The 15,739-nt window shown below is 38.8% G+C and carries 18 protein-coding genes; 2 read left to right on the forward strand and 16 right to left on the reverse strand.

Translation table 11 applies throughout. The features are described 5' to 3' along the window. Positions 1-31: 31 nt before the first annotated feature. From TZ94_RS04670 to TZ94_RS04695, 6 genes are all read right to left on the reverse strand, one after another. On the reverse strand, positions 32-1,069 hold the full coding sequence (locus TZ94_RS04670) for a SepM family pheromone-processing serine protease (RefSeq protein ID WP_045614676.1): 1,038 nt from the start codon (positions 1,067-1,069) through the stop codon (positions 32-34). After that, positions 1,053-1,541 (reverse strand): pantetheine-phosphate adenylyltransferase, encoded by a 489-nt coding sequence (gene coaD / locus TZ94_RS04675; protein ID WP_045614677.1) that lies wholly within the window; start codon positions 1,539-1,541, stop codon positions 1,053-1,055. Before coaD ends, TZ94_RS04670 begins: the two co-directional genes overlap by 17 nt. Then, on the reverse strand, positions 1,531-2,070 hold the full coding sequence (gene rsmD / locus TZ94_RS04680) for a 16S rRNA (guanine(966)-N(2))-methyltransferase RsmD (RefSeq protein WP_045614680.1): 540 nt from the start codon (positions 2,068-2,070) through the stop codon (positions 1,531-1,533). The genes coaD and rsmD overlap by 11 nt, the downstream gene beginning before the upstream one ends. 59 nt (positions 2,071-2,129) lie before the next feature. Beyond that, positions 2,130-3,122 carry an aspartate--ammonia ligase gene (gene asnA / locus TZ94_RS04685; RefSeq protein WP_045614682.1) on the reverse strand — a complete coding sequence of 331 codons (993 nt, stop codon included), beginning with the start codon at positions 3,120-3,122 and terminating at the stop codon, positions 2,130-2,132. Positions 3,123-3,210: 88 nt separating this feature from the next. Beyond that, a complete protein-coding gene (locus TZ94_RS04690) occupies positions 3,211-3,894 on the reverse strand; it encodes a Bax inhibitor-1/YccA family protein (RefSeq protein ID WP_045614685.1) in 684 nt (227 codons plus the stop codon). A gap of 54 nt (positions 3,895-3,948) precedes the next feature. Continuing rightward, positions 3,949-4,689, reverse strand: a complete 741-nt coding sequence (locus tag TZ94_RS04695) for a TrmH family RNA methyltransferase (protein ID WP_045614687.1) — start codon at positions 4,687-4,689, stop codon at positions 3,949-3,951. 33 nt (positions 4,690-4,722) lie between these two features. Between TZ94_RS04695 and TZ94_RS04700 the strand changes: the two genes are divergently transcribed. Further along, on the forward strand, positions 4,723-5,001 hold the full coding sequence (locus TZ94_RS04700; protein ID WP_001174501.1) for an acylphosphatase: 279 nt from the start codon (positions 4,723-4,725) through the stop codon (positions 4,999-5,001). Positions 5,002-5,078: 77 nt separating this feature from the next. Next, positions 5,079-6,005 carry a membrane protein insertase YidC gene (gene yidC, locus TZ94_RS04705; RefSeq protein ID WP_045614690.1) on the forward strand — a complete coding sequence of 309 codons (927 nt, stop codon included), beginning with the start codon at positions 5,079-5,081 and terminating at the stop codon, positions 6,003-6,005. A 127-nt stretch (positions 6,006-6,132) separates the two neighbouring features. Here yidC and TZ94_RS04710 read toward each other — a convergent pair whose 3' ends face one another. The 10 genes from TZ94_RS04710 to rmuC all read right to left on the reverse strand — a co-directional run bounded on the left by TZ94_RS04710 (position 6,133) and on the right by rmuC (position 15,739). Continuing rightward, complete coding sequence (locus TZ94_RS04710) at positions 6,133-7,236, reverse strand: sensor histidine kinase (protein WP_045614692.1); 1,104 nt, start codon at positions 7,234-7,236, stop codon at positions 6,133-6,135. Next, positions 7,206-7,892, reverse strand: a complete 687-nt coding sequence (locus tag TZ94_RS04715; protein ID WP_045614694.1) for a response regulator transcription factor — start codon at positions 7,890-7,892, stop codon at positions 7,206-7,208. The genes TZ94_RS04710 and TZ94_RS04715 overlap by 31 nt, the downstream gene beginning before the upstream one ends. A 61-nt stretch (positions 7,893-7,953) precedes the next feature. After that, positions 7,954-8,673 (reverse strand): ABC transporter permease, encoded by a 720-nt coding sequence (locus TZ94_RS04720; protein ID WP_045614697.1) that lies wholly within the window; start codon positions 8,671-8,673, stop codon positions 7,954-7,956. A 1-nt stretch (position 8,674) separates the two neighbouring features. Next, entirely contained in the window at positions 8,675-9,460 is a 786-nt protein-coding gene (locus tag TZ94_RS04725; RefSeq protein ID WP_045614699.1) for an ABC transporter permease, read from the reverse strand. Between the two features lies 1 nt (position 9,461). Next, positions 9,462-10,172: an ABC transporter ATP-binding protein gene (locus tag TZ94_RS04730; protein ID WP_045614701.1), complete on the reverse strand. Its 711-nt coding sequence runs from the start codon at positions 10,170-10,172 to the stop codon at positions 9,462-9,464. A 201-nt stretch (positions 10,173-10,373) separates the two neighbouring features. Then, on the reverse strand, positions 10,374-11,168 hold the full coding sequence (pflA, locus tag TZ94_RS04735) for a pyruvate formate-lyase-activating protein (RefSeq protein ID WP_045614703.1): 795 nt from the start codon (positions 11,166-11,168) through the stop codon (positions 10,374-10,376). A 131-nt stretch (positions 11,169-11,299) separates the two neighbouring features. Beyond that, positions 11,300-12,553 (reverse strand): diaminopimelate decarboxylase, encoded by a 1,254-nt coding sequence (locus TZ94_RS04740; RefSeq protein WP_045614705.1) that lies wholly within the window; start codon positions 12,551-12,553, stop codon positions 11,300-11,302. A 72-nt stretch (positions 12,554-12,625) separates the two neighbouring features. Then, positions 12,626-13,450, reverse strand: coding sequence for a pur operon repressor (purR, locus tag TZ94_RS04745; protein WP_025173297.1), 825 nt, complete (start codon positions 13,448-13,450; stop codon positions 12,626-12,628). Between the two features lie 101 nt (positions 13,451-13,551). Beyond that, positions 13,552-14,493 carry a 3'-5' exoribonuclease YhaM family protein gene (locus tag TZ94_RS04750; protein ID WP_045614706.1) on the reverse strand — a complete coding sequence of 314 codons (942 nt, stop codon included), beginning with the start codon at positions 14,491-14,493 and terminating at the stop codon, positions 13,552-13,554. Then, complete coding sequence (gene rmuC / locus TZ94_RS04755; RefSeq protein ID WP_045614708.1) at positions 14,483-15,739, reverse strand: DNA recombination protein RmuC; 1,257 nt, start codon at positions 15,737-15,739, stop codon at positions 14,483-14,485. The genes TZ94_RS04750 and rmuC overlap by 11 nt, the downstream gene beginning before the upstream one ends.

A 15,739-nucleotide genomic window follows, 5' to 3' on the forward strand; every position in this document is an offset into this window, starting at 1 on the left:
TCTACGCTAGTCTATGAGTTCACACTATAATTTATGGATTGTTTTTCAAGTAATCAATCGCATCTTGAAGTGTTTTGACTGGAACAATTTTCATGTCGGTTTTAATCATTTCAGCCGCTTCTACAGCTGTGTCATAGTTACTTTTGGCGTTTGGATTTGCCTTTTTAGCTTCATCAGAAACGGGATTATTAGGAGCGAAGAATACAGTAGCTCCCTTTTTAGATGCGGCAACAACTTTTTTGTCAATTCCACCAATATCACCAACATTCCCATCTCTATCGATACTTCCTGTACCGGCAATAATGCGTCCATTGCGAAGAGTTGGATCTGCAATTTGCGTATAGATAGATAGACTAAACATCAGACCAGCACTAGGACCACCAATGCCTGCAGTTGAAAACTTGATTGGCACATCACTTGACACTTCTGTACGGTCAATCAAGCCGATTCCGATACCATTTTTCCCATTTTCAAGAGTAATGATTTTCCCTTCAGCCGTTTTGACTTTTCCGTCTTCCTCGTAGGTAACCTTAACTTTATCACCAAGAGTTTGAGAATTGACGTAGTCGACCATCTCCTTGGAGCTTTCAAAAGTCTTATCATTGACGGCTGTTACGGTGTCAGCGATATTGAGAATTCCCTTAAAAGTTGAATTGTCTGTCACAGTCAAAACATAGACACCCAGGTACTTGAGCTCTATTTCCTTACCAGCAGATTTCAGACCTTGATATTTGGCCATGTTTTGCGAAGTTTCCATGTAAAACTGATTGATTCGCATAAATTCTGTATCTGATGAACCACCAGTCATCTCTTTGGCACTATGTATGTCCGTGAAAGGTGTCAGCCAAGCATAAACCAAGTCAACCAGTCTAGCGTGCTTAACTCCAACTGTTACAAATTGGTAAGAACCTTCCTCTTGGTCAGTTTGATTATTGACTTGTAAGACTTTTCGAATATCTTCTGAAGTCCCTGGAACCTCAATGTAATAAGGCAGGGGCACTGTAAAAGCTATAAATGTGATAATAAGCCCAATAATTAGATATATGGGCCATCTAGTTTTTTTCTTCATGTTTTAACTCCTCTAAGACAGCATTTGGGACATACTCACTGATATCTTGACCAAATTTCAATAGTTCTCTCACCGCTGAAGAACTGATATAGATATGCTCTGGGCGACTATGAAGATAGATTGTCTCAATCTCTCCTGCTAATTGATGATTGTAAAAATCAAAACTGGCTTCATACTGAAGGTCCGCAGCGTTACGCAAACCACGAACAAGAACATTGACACCCAGTTTTCTAGCAACATCAACTACTAATTCATCATGAGAGGCGATAACTTGGACATTCTCTAGATGTGCCACTGCTTTTTCAACCGTCTTCAAACGACTCTCTATCGGTAAGAATCCATTTTTGTGTGGATTATAAAAAATTCCAACATACAAGCGATCAAAGAGCTTACTTGCACGCTCAATGAGATCCAAATGACCCTTTGTTATCGGATCAAACGAACCTGTGAATAAACCAATCTTATCTGACATAGACTGTCACCTTACTAATCCCATATATTTTTTCCTTCCAGATGCCCAAACAGGCAATCTCTTCTGGAAGTTCTACTGATTTATCGGTTTCACAAACCACCATGACATCTTCTGAAAAAAGGTTTCTCTCTGCCATTTTTTCAATATCGGACACAATCTGTTCTTTCGCATAGGGAGGATCTAAAAAGATGAGATCGAAGACACCATCTACCTGCTCCAATGCACGACTGGACTCCATTTTCAATAATTGAAACTTTGAGGTTTCTTTGGTCATCTGGATATTTTCTGCCACAATATTCTGGGCCCGTCTGTCCCTCTCGACCAGAACAGCACTTGACATACCCCTTGAAACTGCTTCGATGGATAAACCACCACTGCCAGCATAGAGATCTAGTACACGTCCTCCTTCAAAGTAGGGACCAATCATATTGAAAATAGCTCCTCGGACCTTGTCAGATGTTGGTCTCGTTGTTTTTCCGTCTAACGTCTTTAAAGGACGTCCTCCGTAGATTCCTGATACGATTTTCATAAGGTATATTATACCAAATTCTGATGAAATAAGAAAATCGAACCTCTCGGTTCGATTGTTTAAAGAATATTGTCGTAAGTATCTCTGACTTCTTGTGGCCAAACACTGGTTTGAACTTCACCGATATGTTTCTTACGAAGTAAGAACATCGCCATACGTGATTGACCAATTCCTCCACCAATTGTCAATGGGAAGAGACCGTTTAAGAGAGCTTTGTGCCATTCCAAAGAAAGGCGGTCTTCATCTCCTGTAATAGCTACTTGCCGACGGAGAGTATCTTCATCGACACGAATTCCCATTGAAGACAATTCAAAGGCTGCACCCAAGTTATCATTCCAGACAAGGATATCTCCATTCAAGCCATGATAACTATTTTCAGACTCAGTTGTCCAGTCATCATAGTCTGGCGCACGGCCGTCATGAGGTTTTCCATCCGGTAATACACCACCGATACCAATCAAGAAGACAGCACCATACTCCTTACAGATAGCATTTTCACGTTCTTTTGGCGTCAAGTCTGGATAACGTTCAACCAACTCTTCTGTATGGATAAAGGTAATTTGCTTAGGCAAGATTGACTCAATATCATATCGTGCTTCAACTGCTAGCTCAGTCAAACGAATAGCCTTATAGATCTTTTCAACGGTTTCTTTGAGGTAGGCTAGATTGCGTTGCCCGTTTGGAATAACCTTTTCCCAGTCCCACTGGTCAACATAAACCGAGTGAGTCGCATCTAGTGAATCTTCGTCTGGACGAAGAGCCTTCATGTGAACGAAGAGACCTTCTCCTTCACCGAAACCAAAACGTGCCAAAGTATGGCGTTTCCACTTAGCAAGCGAATGGACCACCTCGTAAGTTTCGTCTGGAATTTGTAAAACCTTAACAGATACTGGATGCTCAATCCCTGAAAGGTTATCTTGCATCCCGTCCCCAACCTTACTCAAGATTGGCCCTTGTACTTCTACTACTTCTAACTTATCTTTTAAATACTGGGTAAAGGTATTTTTCACAAATGAAATCTCTTCCTGCTGATGGATAAAACTCTTCTTCATATGCTCCTCCTTTTGAATAATAATAAAGATTATACCTTTTTATCAGTAAAAATAAAAGAAAAAAGAGCTCATTTGAGCTCTAAAAGTATTAATCGTCACTTCCAAAGATACGCAAGAAGCTAAGGAAAATGTTAATAAAGTCGAGGTAGAGACTAAGTGCCAATGAAATTGCCCAACCTGTTGCAACTTGACCATTTGATTCTTCATAAACATAGCGAATCTTTTGGTTATCCCAAGCAATCAAACCTGCAAAAACAAGAACCATGACAATACTGATGATGTAATCGAAAAGGCCACTGTTTAAAAATACATTGACAATCATAGCCAAGATGAGACCTACCAAGGCTCCAATCAAAGCACGTCCGATACCACTCAAATCCTTTTTAATCACAACTCCAATAACAGCCATGACAAAGAAGAGGGCTGCGCTGGAAATAAAAGCTGTCAAAACTGTTCCTGGTAGATAGAGCGATACGATGAAACTCAGTGAAAAACCGTTCACTACTGAATAGATGAGAAACATCGGAAGAGCTGCTGGGCTATTTTTATAAGCCATATTACTGGCTGCAATTACAAGAGCAATTTCAACGACTCCTGTTACGATTAACCATATGCGGGCATTAAGCATCAACTGAACAAGAAGGTCTTGGAAGGTTGTTAGCATTAAGGCTGAAACAAGTGCAGATAGGGCAATCCCAATCCCTACAAAAGCATAGACTTTTGCATAAAATTGATTCAAGCCAGAACGTTCTTGAATAATTGTTTGATTCATATCTTTTTTCTCCTTATGAATTCTTTTTATTGATTATAACAAAAATAAAATTATTTAACTCAAATAAAACATGAGTATGCCTGCAGCGATGGCGACATTGAGACTCTCTGCCTGCCCTTTCATGCTGATGTGAACCAGTTGATCTGCCTGATCTGCCATGAATGAACTAATGCCTTGCCCTTCATTTCCCATAACCAAGACAAAATCCTCTTGCCGAGCAAGCTCACGATAATCTTTAGAGTTTTGGGATAAGGTGGTTGCTAGAATTGGTAGGCTTCTCTTTTTAGCCTCTTCAACAAATGCTTCTACAGACATGCGATAAATCGGCAAATGGAAATGGCTACCCTGCATGGAACGAAGTGTTTTGAGACTATATATATCTGCTGATTTACTTGAGACAATGACTCCTGAAAAACCTGCCGCATCTGCCGTCCGAATCATAGTCCCCACATTTCCGGGGTCCTGCACATCTTCTAAGAAAAGATATTTACCTGAGGTCAAATCCGGCAACTGCTCCTCTTCCTTTTGAACAATAGCTACAATGCCCTGAGGTGTTTGGGAATCAGCCAAATCAAGCAAGATTTCTTCCGTCACAAAGACTGTCTGAGGATAGTCAGCTAATTTCCCCCCATGTTCTGCCAAGGCAAAAATTTTCTCTATCTTTGCACCAGCCTGAATAGCTTCTTCAAACAAATGCCAACCCTCAATTAAATAAGAAGATTTTCGATATTTTTTTTGATGCAATTTCTTGGCATTTTTTACCACAGAATTAGCTTTAGAGGTTATAATAGTCATAGAAATATTATAACACAATCAAGGAGGTTTGGTATGCAAAAGGTCAAAATGATTGCACAGGGACGCGTCCAAGGCGTTGGCTTTCGCTGGGGTGTTTATACCCTTGCTCTCGAACTAGGTGGAATCACCGGTCGGGTCTGGAACAACGATGACGGAACCGTTGAAATTCTTGCCCAAGCTGAATCTTCTGCTATCATGGCTAAATTCATCCAAGAGATCCGAAAAGGACCAACTCCTTTCTCAAAAGTGACCTATCTCGACGTCCAATTGAGCAACTTTCCTTCCTATTCCGACTTCAAAGTCGCAAATTAGGTCTCTAGAACTATTGTATATTTTCCAAAAAAACAGTAGAATAGAAAGGTATAATTTTTTAAGAAGGAATAAAAACAGTGAAATCAATTAAACGAATCGCCCTCTCAGTCATGGGAGTGGCTATGCTATTAGTCTTGACAGGTTGCGTTCAGGTTGATAAAGCAACAGGTCAGCCAATTGGTCCCGTTTGGGATTTCTTGGGTGCCCCGATGGGAGAAGCTATCAAATACTTCGCTAATAATCAAGGTCTCGGTTTCGGTGTTGGGATTATCATCGTAACTATTATCGTCCGCTTGATTATCCTCCCACTTGGTATCTACCAATCATGGAAAGCGACTCTTCACTCTGAGAAGATGAACGCCCTCAAGCATGTCCTTGAGCCACATCAGACTCGTCTCAAAGAAGCAACGACTCAAGAAGAAAAACTAGAAGCCCAACAAGCTCTCTTTGCTGCTCAAAAAGAGCATGGTATTAGTATGTTTGGTGGTGTAGGATGTTTCCCTATCCTCATTCAAATGCCTTTCTTCTCTGCTATCTACTTTGCTGCTCAACACACAGAAGGTGTTTCTGAAGCTAGCTTCTTAGGAATCGCACTTGGATCTCCAAGTTGGATTCTCATCGCCTGCGCAGGTGTTCTCTACTACATCCAATCACTCCTTTCTCTACACGGAGTTGAAGACGAGACTCAAAGAGAACAACTCAAGAAAATGATTTACATGAGTCCAATGATGATCGTCATGTTCTCAATCTTCTCTCCAGCCAGCGTCACACTTTACTGGGTTGTCGGTGGTTTCATGATGATCCTTCAACAATTCATCGTCAACTACATCATTCGTCCAAAACTTCGCAAAAAAGTACGCGAAGAATTAGCAAAGAACCCACCAAAAGTAAGCAAAACTTCAAGCGCTCGCAAGGATGTGACTCCTGAATCAGCAGCAGTAATTTCAACTTCTAACAAGAAGAAAAACAAAAAACGCAATGCTGGAAAACAACATTCGAGATAAAGCTACGTGTATTATCAAATAATTAAAAAAACGAATGAAGATAAATGGTTTTCATTAACTGTTTATCTTCATTCGTTTTTATTATCTACTTTCACATCTTAATTTATTTAAATCCTATGGCAACAAATTAGTAAGTCAATTTCTTTGATTTAATACAATTAAGAGCCATTAAAACTTCTGCTCCCTCGTCTCTATTTCTAAGCTCAACTCGGCCTTTGTGCAGTTCTGCAACTCTACATACAAAACTAAGTCCAATACCAAAATGTTGCTCTTTGACCGTTCTAGCTTTATCCATACGATAAAAGAGCTTCCCAAAATTAGTTAAAACTTCATCTGGAAATTCAGAGCCATTATTCCATATCCCTATTTTTAATTCCTTCCCCTCTTGCTCTACCCTAATTTTAATTTTAGGATTCTGTTTATCTGCATACTCCAAAGCATTTGTTAAAATATTTTGTATTGCACGAATCAGAAGAGATGGATTTATAAAATAGCTTTCAGTTCCTTTCAAATTTTGTTCAAAAGAAAACTTCATCTGATTTTTTATCAAAAAAGAGACTTCTTTCTCTAATTCATTGATAAAATCTGAAGAGGAATACTCCGTCCAGTCTGTCTCATCATCATAGTAAGTTTTAGAATAATGAATCAACTGGTTAAAATAGGTAAGCAAGCGTTGACTAGCATGAACTATATCTGCCAAACATTCTTTAGACTGCTCATCTTTAGTGGAAGTGTGCAAAAATTCTGCATTCCCTTTGATGATAGTTAGAGGTGTCTTTAAATCATGAGAAGCTGCTGAAACCTGAAACATCAAATCTTCTTTCTGTTGCTTCTCATCATCTAATAGCTGTCGAATACGATCTTGCATCACAATAATTCGATTTCCTGTCTCATAAAATTCCTTAACTGTTAATCTTTCTGTACATTCGCTTTCTAGCCACATACTATTTTCATAAATCAAATTCATTTCATAACTTAGTTTTTTCAACAATTTACCAATGTGATAACTTATTAGAATAATTAATAAAACACAAATATATATCCATGATGACACATTGAAAAAAAATGATTGAACATCATTATTTTTAAGAGGCTTCCCATCCTCCATTATTTGTATGGAGACAGAAGCTAAGGGAATAAGATAAGCTAATAACAAACCAAGACCAAACTGCCAAATAATTCTCCAACAAGTTTCTCGAATTAATTGTCTAAAACTTTTGATTCTACCCATTGATATCCTCCACCGTACAAGGTTTTAATCGGATTTAATTGATAAGGTTTCAGCTTTTGACGAATTTGATAAATATACTCTGAAACCGAACGTAAAAGAGCTTCTGAACTTTGTGGATATAGATAATTATAAATTTCCTCAATTGAGTATATTTTATTTGGGTGACTTGCTAGAAGGCTGACAATATCAAATTCCCTTCTCGTCAATGGAACCTTATCCTTCTTTATAAATAGTTCCTTACTATCAGTATATAGTACAAGGTTCCCGCTTTTTATCTGATGAGCAGTTCCTTTAGTCCGTTCTTCACGACGTAGGTGCATTTTCACACGCGCTAAAAGCTCCTGCATACTAAAAGGTTTCATAATATAATCATCGGCGCCTGCATTAATTCCAGCTACCAAATCTTCAGCCATATCCTTAGCAGTTATAAAACAGATAGGAACAGTTATCTGATTGCGAATCATCTGACAGATTTCTAAACCACTAACAGGCATCATAATATCTAACAAAATCAAGTCAAATTCTGTAAAATCACAAAGATCAATCTCTTCTATGTTATTTCGTATGACTACTTCATATTTTTCATATTCTAGTACCTTTTTAATTAGGCGAAGAATAGCAAGATCATCATCTACCACTAATATTTTGTAAGCCATAACTCACCCCCTTGAATATATTATAACACTAACTGAGAAAAAGACAGGATAACCCCTATCTTTAGCGTACATTTCTTTCTCTAAGTATCAGTGCAGCAACTACAAAAACAAGTAATAACCAAACTATTTGTATCCCTAAGCCTTGCCACACTGGATAATAAAGTGATAAAGGATGGATATAGTAACAGTTCATACTAGCTAGTAAGGGTAAATTTCTAAATAAGGAACTGAATTGTAATAACATTTGTCCTAGTCCCAATAAAAGTGATAAACTTATTCCCAAAATTAAGGTAAAAGATCGGAAAACAAATACAAAAATACCACTTAAAAGAGCGAAGGTTAGAATAGAAATACAAACTGGAAATAGAATTGTTAGAACATATTTAATATTGCTCAAAAGATTGATATTGTAAAATCCTTGAGCAAATAGTATACATACTGATATTACAGCTAGCAATAATACAATTTCCACACATAACACAATAGCTAGTTTACATATTATAAATTTCAAACGGTTTGGACAGGTAAGAAAACTGGTACGAAGGCTAGAACCTGTAAATTCTTGACCTATAAATAGGACCGCTAGACTAATGAAACCTGCCTGTCCTAGATAGAGACTTTGCAGTAGCTGTTCCAAAACAAAGTATAGGGTCAACTGATCCGGTTTACTATTTAAAAAAATAACCATCGGCGGAACGCAAAGTAATAGAGCACCTATAATCAACCAATGCCAAGGATTCATCATAAACTTGAGATACTCACTTTTAAATTGCTCTTTCAACTCATTCTCCTCCTCCAATATCTGACTGAAGTACGCGGTAAATTGCCAAAGCCAAGAATGACAAATTCCAACAAAGTAAAAGCAAAATATTTTGTAAACTATTCTGTTCTAACATTTGTGGAGATGTAGCAATCAGTCCATAGCTCAATGAAACTGGAAGAAATTTTGCAATTGATATATGGTCGGCTAAGAATGTTCCTAAATTGTAGACTTGAGGAAGCAAAAACAATAGGGGAACAAGGGCTTTTTTAAATGTTAAAGCCAGAATATAGGCTAAAAGTCCCAACAATGTCCAAGCTATACTGTCCAAAAACATATAGAACCAAACTGTCCCATTTAGTGAAAAAAGCAATAAACCATCTTGTCCTAAAACATAATGTGTCATGTTAATCGTCAGAAATATTGATAGGAAGGAAATGACAAAAGAAAATACCAGCCAAATTAATGTCTTTGAAACTAGGAGAGTAATTCGACTCGTATTAGAGAGGAGGCTTGTGCGAATAGCAGAATCTTTATACTCTTCAGCTCCGAAGATTGAGCCTAAGATAATCATAAAAAAAATACCAATTAGAGTAACATCAAATCCTAAAAATTCAATAGGGGGAATAGCTTCTACTAACTCTGGATTTGTCTCTGGTGTAGCATGGATACCAACTGAAACAATTTGAGAAGCACCAATATTTGCTAAAAACGTTTGAAATACTAGTATCAAGAATAGTACAACATGAGTAGCTCTCTTATAAAGTAATTTCAATATTTCAGAATGAAGAGAGTAAATAAGTGCCATGTCACTTTCCTCCCTCTGTTAAACTAAAGAAAACTTCCTCCAGTGAAGAAAGATTTCTCATCACTTCTTGTAAAGTCCCTTTTATAAGAACTTTGCCTTTATTTATGATGACCACATCATCTGTCACTGCTTCCACTTCCGATAATATATGAGATGACAGTAAGACCGTCTTCCCTTCTTGAGCTTGTTTTTTTATAAACTCTCTAAACCACCGAATTCCTCTTGGATCCAACCCATTTGTCGGTTCATCCAATATCAGATACTGAGGATTTCCTAATAGAGCTGTTGCAATCCCCAAACGTTGTCCTTCTCCTAATGATAATTTCCCAATTTTAGATTTTTTCTTATGGCTAATATCCACCATATCCAAGACTTGATCAATTCGCTGACTGGATATCCCATTACTAGCAGCAACAATTTTCAAATGTTGATAAACAGTCCGATCATCAGGAGAACCTACACTGTCAAATGAAGCTCCTACAATCTTTAGAGGAAATTTTAATTCCTTATAAGTTTGATCTCCAATTTTGGTAAGACCAGATGTTGCTTTGTCTAATCCTAATAAGATACGTAAGGTTGAACTTTTACCAGCTCCATTTGGACCTAGGAAAGCAGTTACTCTGCCTGCTTTTGCTTCAAAAGAAATATCTTTTAAAATTTGAGTTTGACCATATGACTTACATAGATTTTTAATGGTAATACTTTGTTCCATAGATTTCTCCTATTCAATTTGTTGTATCATTTGAAACAAGTATATATTAATCAATAATTTTCGGATTTTTTTCAGGATTTTAAATCTTTATAAAATATGTATTGTCATCTAAATCATAAAAATTTTATTTTGTTTAATTTAGCCTTATCTATATTTATCTGTGTAAACTTAAAAGCCCGATGTTCCCATCAGGCTTATTTTTTATCCATGAACACGTTTCATGTAATCTTGGTAGCTTTCTGTATCCATCAATTCCTTAGCGTTCTTGACACGATCTGCTGTTGGAGGTTTAACTCCTTCAAGTGAATACGGAATCCCAAGTTCACGCCATTTGAACTCACCCATCGTGTGATAAGGTAAGATTTCAAACTTATCAACATTTTTGAGAGTCTTTACGAACTTCCCAAGTTCAATCAAATCTTCATCACGGTCTGTCAATCCAGGTACGAGAACGTGACGAATCCAAACAGGTTTTCCAATATCTGACAAGTACTGCGCACACGCCAAAATGTTTTTGTTGGTTTGGCTGGTTACAATCTTATGTTGAGCTTCGTTGATTTCCTTGATATCAAGGAGAACCAAGTCAGTCACAGCCATAAGCTTGTTGAATTTTTCAAGATAGCGTGGTTTATTACGGAACGGAAGGGCACAAGTATCCAAGGTACAGTGGATGCCTTTTTCTTTCGCCTCGGTAAAGAGGGCAATCAAGAAATCAATCTGCAAGAGGGCTTCTCCTCCGCTGACTGTGATACCTCCCTTGTCTCCCCAGAAACCACGATAGCGAAGCGCTTCTTCCAAGACATCATCTACTGTTCGTACACGAGATTTATTGGTTTCCATAGCCCATGTATCGGGATTATGGCAATATTGGCAACGCATCTGACAGCCCTGCAAAAAGACAATGAAACGGATTCCGGGACCATCTACCGCCCCAAAACTTTCTGTCGAATGCACCATTCCTGTCACTTGTCCATAGTCAATTGTTTCTTCTGACATAACGTCACCTTCCTTGAAACCGTTTTATAATTTTATTATATCATGCTTGAAAGGAAAAACAATAGATTTTGTCTATTTTTTAGAAAACAATCTGTTTTTCACTTTCAACTTTCATAATTTTCAAAATTCTTCTAATCCTTGTCAAAATCAAACCCATAGAGAGTCGCAAAATAGTCCTCAGGTCGCTCTGCTCTACGGATTAGTCGAGCACCTCCATCCTCTGTATAGAGAATCTCTGCTGAACGAAGTTTAGCATTGTACTGGTATCCCATAGAGAAGCCATGGGCACCTGTATCATGAATCACTAACAAATCACCAATTTCTGTTTGAGGTAGCTCACGATTTACTGCAAACTTGTCGTTGTTTTCACAAAGAGAACCAACAACATCAACCACTTCAGTCTGACCATCAGGATGCATCATATTTGTAATGTGATGATAAGCACCATACATAGCTGGTCTCATAAGATTGACAGCTGACGCGTCTACTCCTAGATAGGTACGGTAGGTTTTCTTTTTATGAGTCACTTTTGTAACGAGAATGCCATGGGGTGCCAACATAAAGCGCCCTAGTTCTGTAAAAATCTTAACTTGACCAAGACTTGCTGGCGTAAGAACTTCTTCATAAACCTGACGAACTCCCTCACCAATCAAGGCGATGTCATTTGGCTCTTGATCTGGACGATAGTTGACTCCGATACCTCCAGAAAGGTTGATAAAGTCCAGCGAAATACCCAACTTTTCCTTGATTTCTACTGCTAACTCAAAGAGCTGACGTGCTAATTCTGGATAGTAGAGGTGAGTCACTGTATTGGAAGCTAGGAAGGAATGAATCCCAAAGGTTTTAGCTCCCTTTTCTTTCAAAATAGCAAAGGCTTCAAAAAGTTGCTCCTTAGTCATCCCGAACTTAGCTTCGCCAGGATTATCCATAATGTCCGTTCCTAGTTCAAATACTCCACCGGGATTGTAACGGCAAGAGATGATTTCTGGGATACCTGCTGCACGCTCTAAATGTTCGATATCTTCAAAAGCATCTAAATTAATCGTCGCACCTAATTCACGGGCATAAGCATACTCTCTATCTGGAGTATTATTGGATGAGAACATCATATCAGAACCAGAAAATCCTAGCTTATGACTCATCAAGAGTTCTACATAACTAGAACAATCCACTCCACATCCTTCTTCTTGTAAGATTTTCAAGATAGCTGGGGTCGGAGTCGCCTTGACTGCAAAATATTCTTTAAAGCCCTGATTCCAAGAAAAGGCTTTGTTTACTGCGCGTGCTTTCTCGCGAATCCCTTTTTCATCGTAGAGGTGGAAAGGGGTTGGAAACTCTTCAACAATTTTTTCTAAGGCTTCACGATTAATAAATGGTGTTTTCATAGGACTCCTTTATATCCATTATCAAAGAAAGGCTGGGACGAAAGTTCCAACCTTTGTATTTTAAGTTCATTCTTATTTTTCTGCGTCAAAGATGTTTCCAACTTCAACAGCAATTTGTTGATTCTTCACATCAATGTTGGTAACCTTCAAGAGTGATTTGTAATCAAACTGTTGTTCGCGATCTTCTTGCGCATTATCAGCAAAGACGGCTACTCCAGCCAACTCTGAATCAAACTCTGCCAAAAGGCTGATCATCCCGTTAATGGTTCCTCCACCCTTCAAGAAGTCATCGACAATCAAGACACGACTTCCTGCTTTGAGGCTACGTTTTGAAAGGAACATTTTTTCGATACGGTCACTAGAACCTGAAACGTAGTTGACACTAACAGTTGAACCCTCAGTAATTTTCAAGTCACGACGAACAATGACAAACGGTACATTGAGAACATTTGCTACCGCATTTGCAAGCGGAACCCCTTTGGTCGCAACAGTCATAACAGCATCAATCTTTTGATCCATAAAGCTCTTAGCAATAATGCGACCGATATTTTTCAAAATAGCTGGGGTGCTTAATAGGTCAGATAAATAGATGTAGCCACCTGGAAGAATACGGTCACTCTCTGAAAGTTTATCGCGTAGCTCTTCGATGATGGTTTTGGACTCAAGGGTAGAGATAGATGGTGTAAAAATAACTCCACCACCAGCACCTGTCACCGTTTGTATATGCCCGATTTCAATTTCTTCGAAGGCGCGCTTAATGATGACGATATCTTCTGAAATAGAAGATTTGGCAGATTCATACTTTTCCGCAAAGGTATTGAGACTGGTTAATTTGTATGGATTGTTAATCAAGTAATTGGAAATAACAACCATCCGATCACTTCTTCTTAATTTCATTAGTTATTCACCATTCTTTTTAATTAGTCTTTTTCTCATTATATCACACTAAAGCAAAAAAACGAACTTTATTGTTTAAATAAAGCTCATTTTTTTAGTTTCTAGTCTAATTTTGGTTTATAGAAAGAACGATTGTCCATAGCAAAGACTTTATTGGTCATTTCACCCTCATCAACAAGGGCGAGAGCTGTTGACATCATCATCATGCTAGCATCTAAATTATCAATCATATGAATGATTTCAGCTTCCATCACACGAGGACGAACAGGACTACCATACTCTAGCAAACCATGGTGGCTGAGAATAACATGGCGAAGAAGTACCACTTCTTCTCGGGTGTCATCAATGCCCAGTTCCATTACTGTTTTGGTGATTTCACTATCAATCAAGGCAATATGTCCGATAAGGTTCCCTCTAACTGTATACTCTGTCTGGTCTGGGCCAGTCAATTCAATAACCTTGGCTAGGTCATGGAGCATAATCCCCGCATAGAGCAAGCTCTTATTGAGTTGTGGGTATACATCTGCAATTGCCTCTGCCAAACGAACCATAGTAGCCGTATGATAAGCAAGTCCTGTTTCAAAGGCATGATGGTTGGTTTTGGCAGCTGGATAGGAATAAAATTCTTTATCATATTTGGTATAGAGAGCTCGAACGATTCGTTGCCAGATAGGATTTTCAATTTTGAAAATCATCTGTGCCATATACTCACGGATTTCCTTAACATCAACTGGTGATTTGACCTTAAAATCTGCTGGGTCATTTGGTTCGCCAGGTTGTGGTAAGCGAAGAGTGATTTGATTTACCTGAGGCGTATTGTTGTACACTTCACGACGACCTTGCATGTGAACAACCTTCCCTGCCGTAAAGGCCTCAACATTATGAGGTTGGGCATCCCAGAGTTTTCCTTCGATTTCCCCACTGTCATCTTGGAAAGTGAAAGCCAGGTAATTCTTCCCAGCACGTGTCTGTCTTAGGTCAGCTGACTTGATTAGGTAAAAGCCCTCAAAAAGCTCATCTTTCTTCATGTGACTAATCTTCATATTCTTCCTCATCTTCTTGTAACTGGAGTAGATCAAGCGCAGGCTCACCTTCTGATAACTCAATGTGACGGAGCGTTCGCTCGATAGCTGTAGTACGACGATTTAATAAATCATCAATATTGCCAGAGGCATGTTGGAGATGTTTTTGTGCCTTGACCAAAACCCCCCCAAACTTGCCAAACTCGGTCTTGACGCTGGCAAGAGTCTTGCTGATATGGTCGGCACTCTTTTGGATATTGAGAGTTTTGAAGCCAACTGATAGAGAGTTAAGAAGGGCTGACAAGGTACTTGGCCCTGCAACGATAATCTGCTCCTCTCGTCTCAAATCATCAAAGAAAATCGGATTGCGAACAATCTCTGAATAGAGACCTTCTGTCGGGACAAACAATACTCCAAAATTGGTTGTTCGAGGTGGCGCCAGATACTTACTCTTGATATCCTTTGCAAAACGCTTAACACTCGTTAAGAGAGACTTACGGCAACGCTCGATCTCGTCCTTGTCACCTGCTTCATAGGCTTCTTCTAGACGGTAATAATCCGCCAATGGAAACTTAGAGTCAATCGGTAGATAAACATATTCTTGGTCGCCTTGCCCAGGCAACTTGATAGCGTACTCGACTCGCTCACTCGAATTTTCAACCGTTGCAAATTCTCGTTCATACTGGGCAGGTGTCATGATATCTTCAATAATCTGTCCCAGTTGTAATTCACCTAAAATTCCTCGAGTTTTTGTACCAGATAAGACCTTATTAAGCGCACCAACATCACGCGCAACCGTCTGCATTTCTCCAAGGCCACGATTGACAGATTCTAGTTGCTTGGAAACTGTCTCAAAAGAGGCCTGCAAGCGTGTTTGCAAAGTCTTTTCTAACTTTTCCTCGACCGTTTGGCGCATTTGTTCTAAGCGTTGTTCATTTGATTCCTGCAAGGCTTGGAGGCGTTGGTCAGTCTTATCTCTGGTTTGGAGGAGGTTCTCATTCATCTCCTGCCGAACCTGAGTCAGACCTTGGTGCAATTCGATTCGCATTTCCTGCAAGCGATCACTGACAGCCACTTCAAGATTTTTTTGATCCAGCTGACTGGCCTGTCGAGCTTGTTCAAAGCGATAATCCAGCTGGTCTGAGAGATTATCTGCCTGATCTTCTAAACTCTTGGTCAAATATTGCTCCTGCTTGTCCTGCCCTTGCCAAATGAGAAAGAGGCCGACTAGGTTAGCAATTAATAACAGTAGTAATACAATCTCCAT

The organism is Streptococcus infantis, from assembly GCF_000960085.1.
Taxonomy (GTDB): Bacteria; Bacillota; Bacilli; order Lactobacillales; family Streptococcaceae; genus Streptococcus; species Streptococcus infantis_C.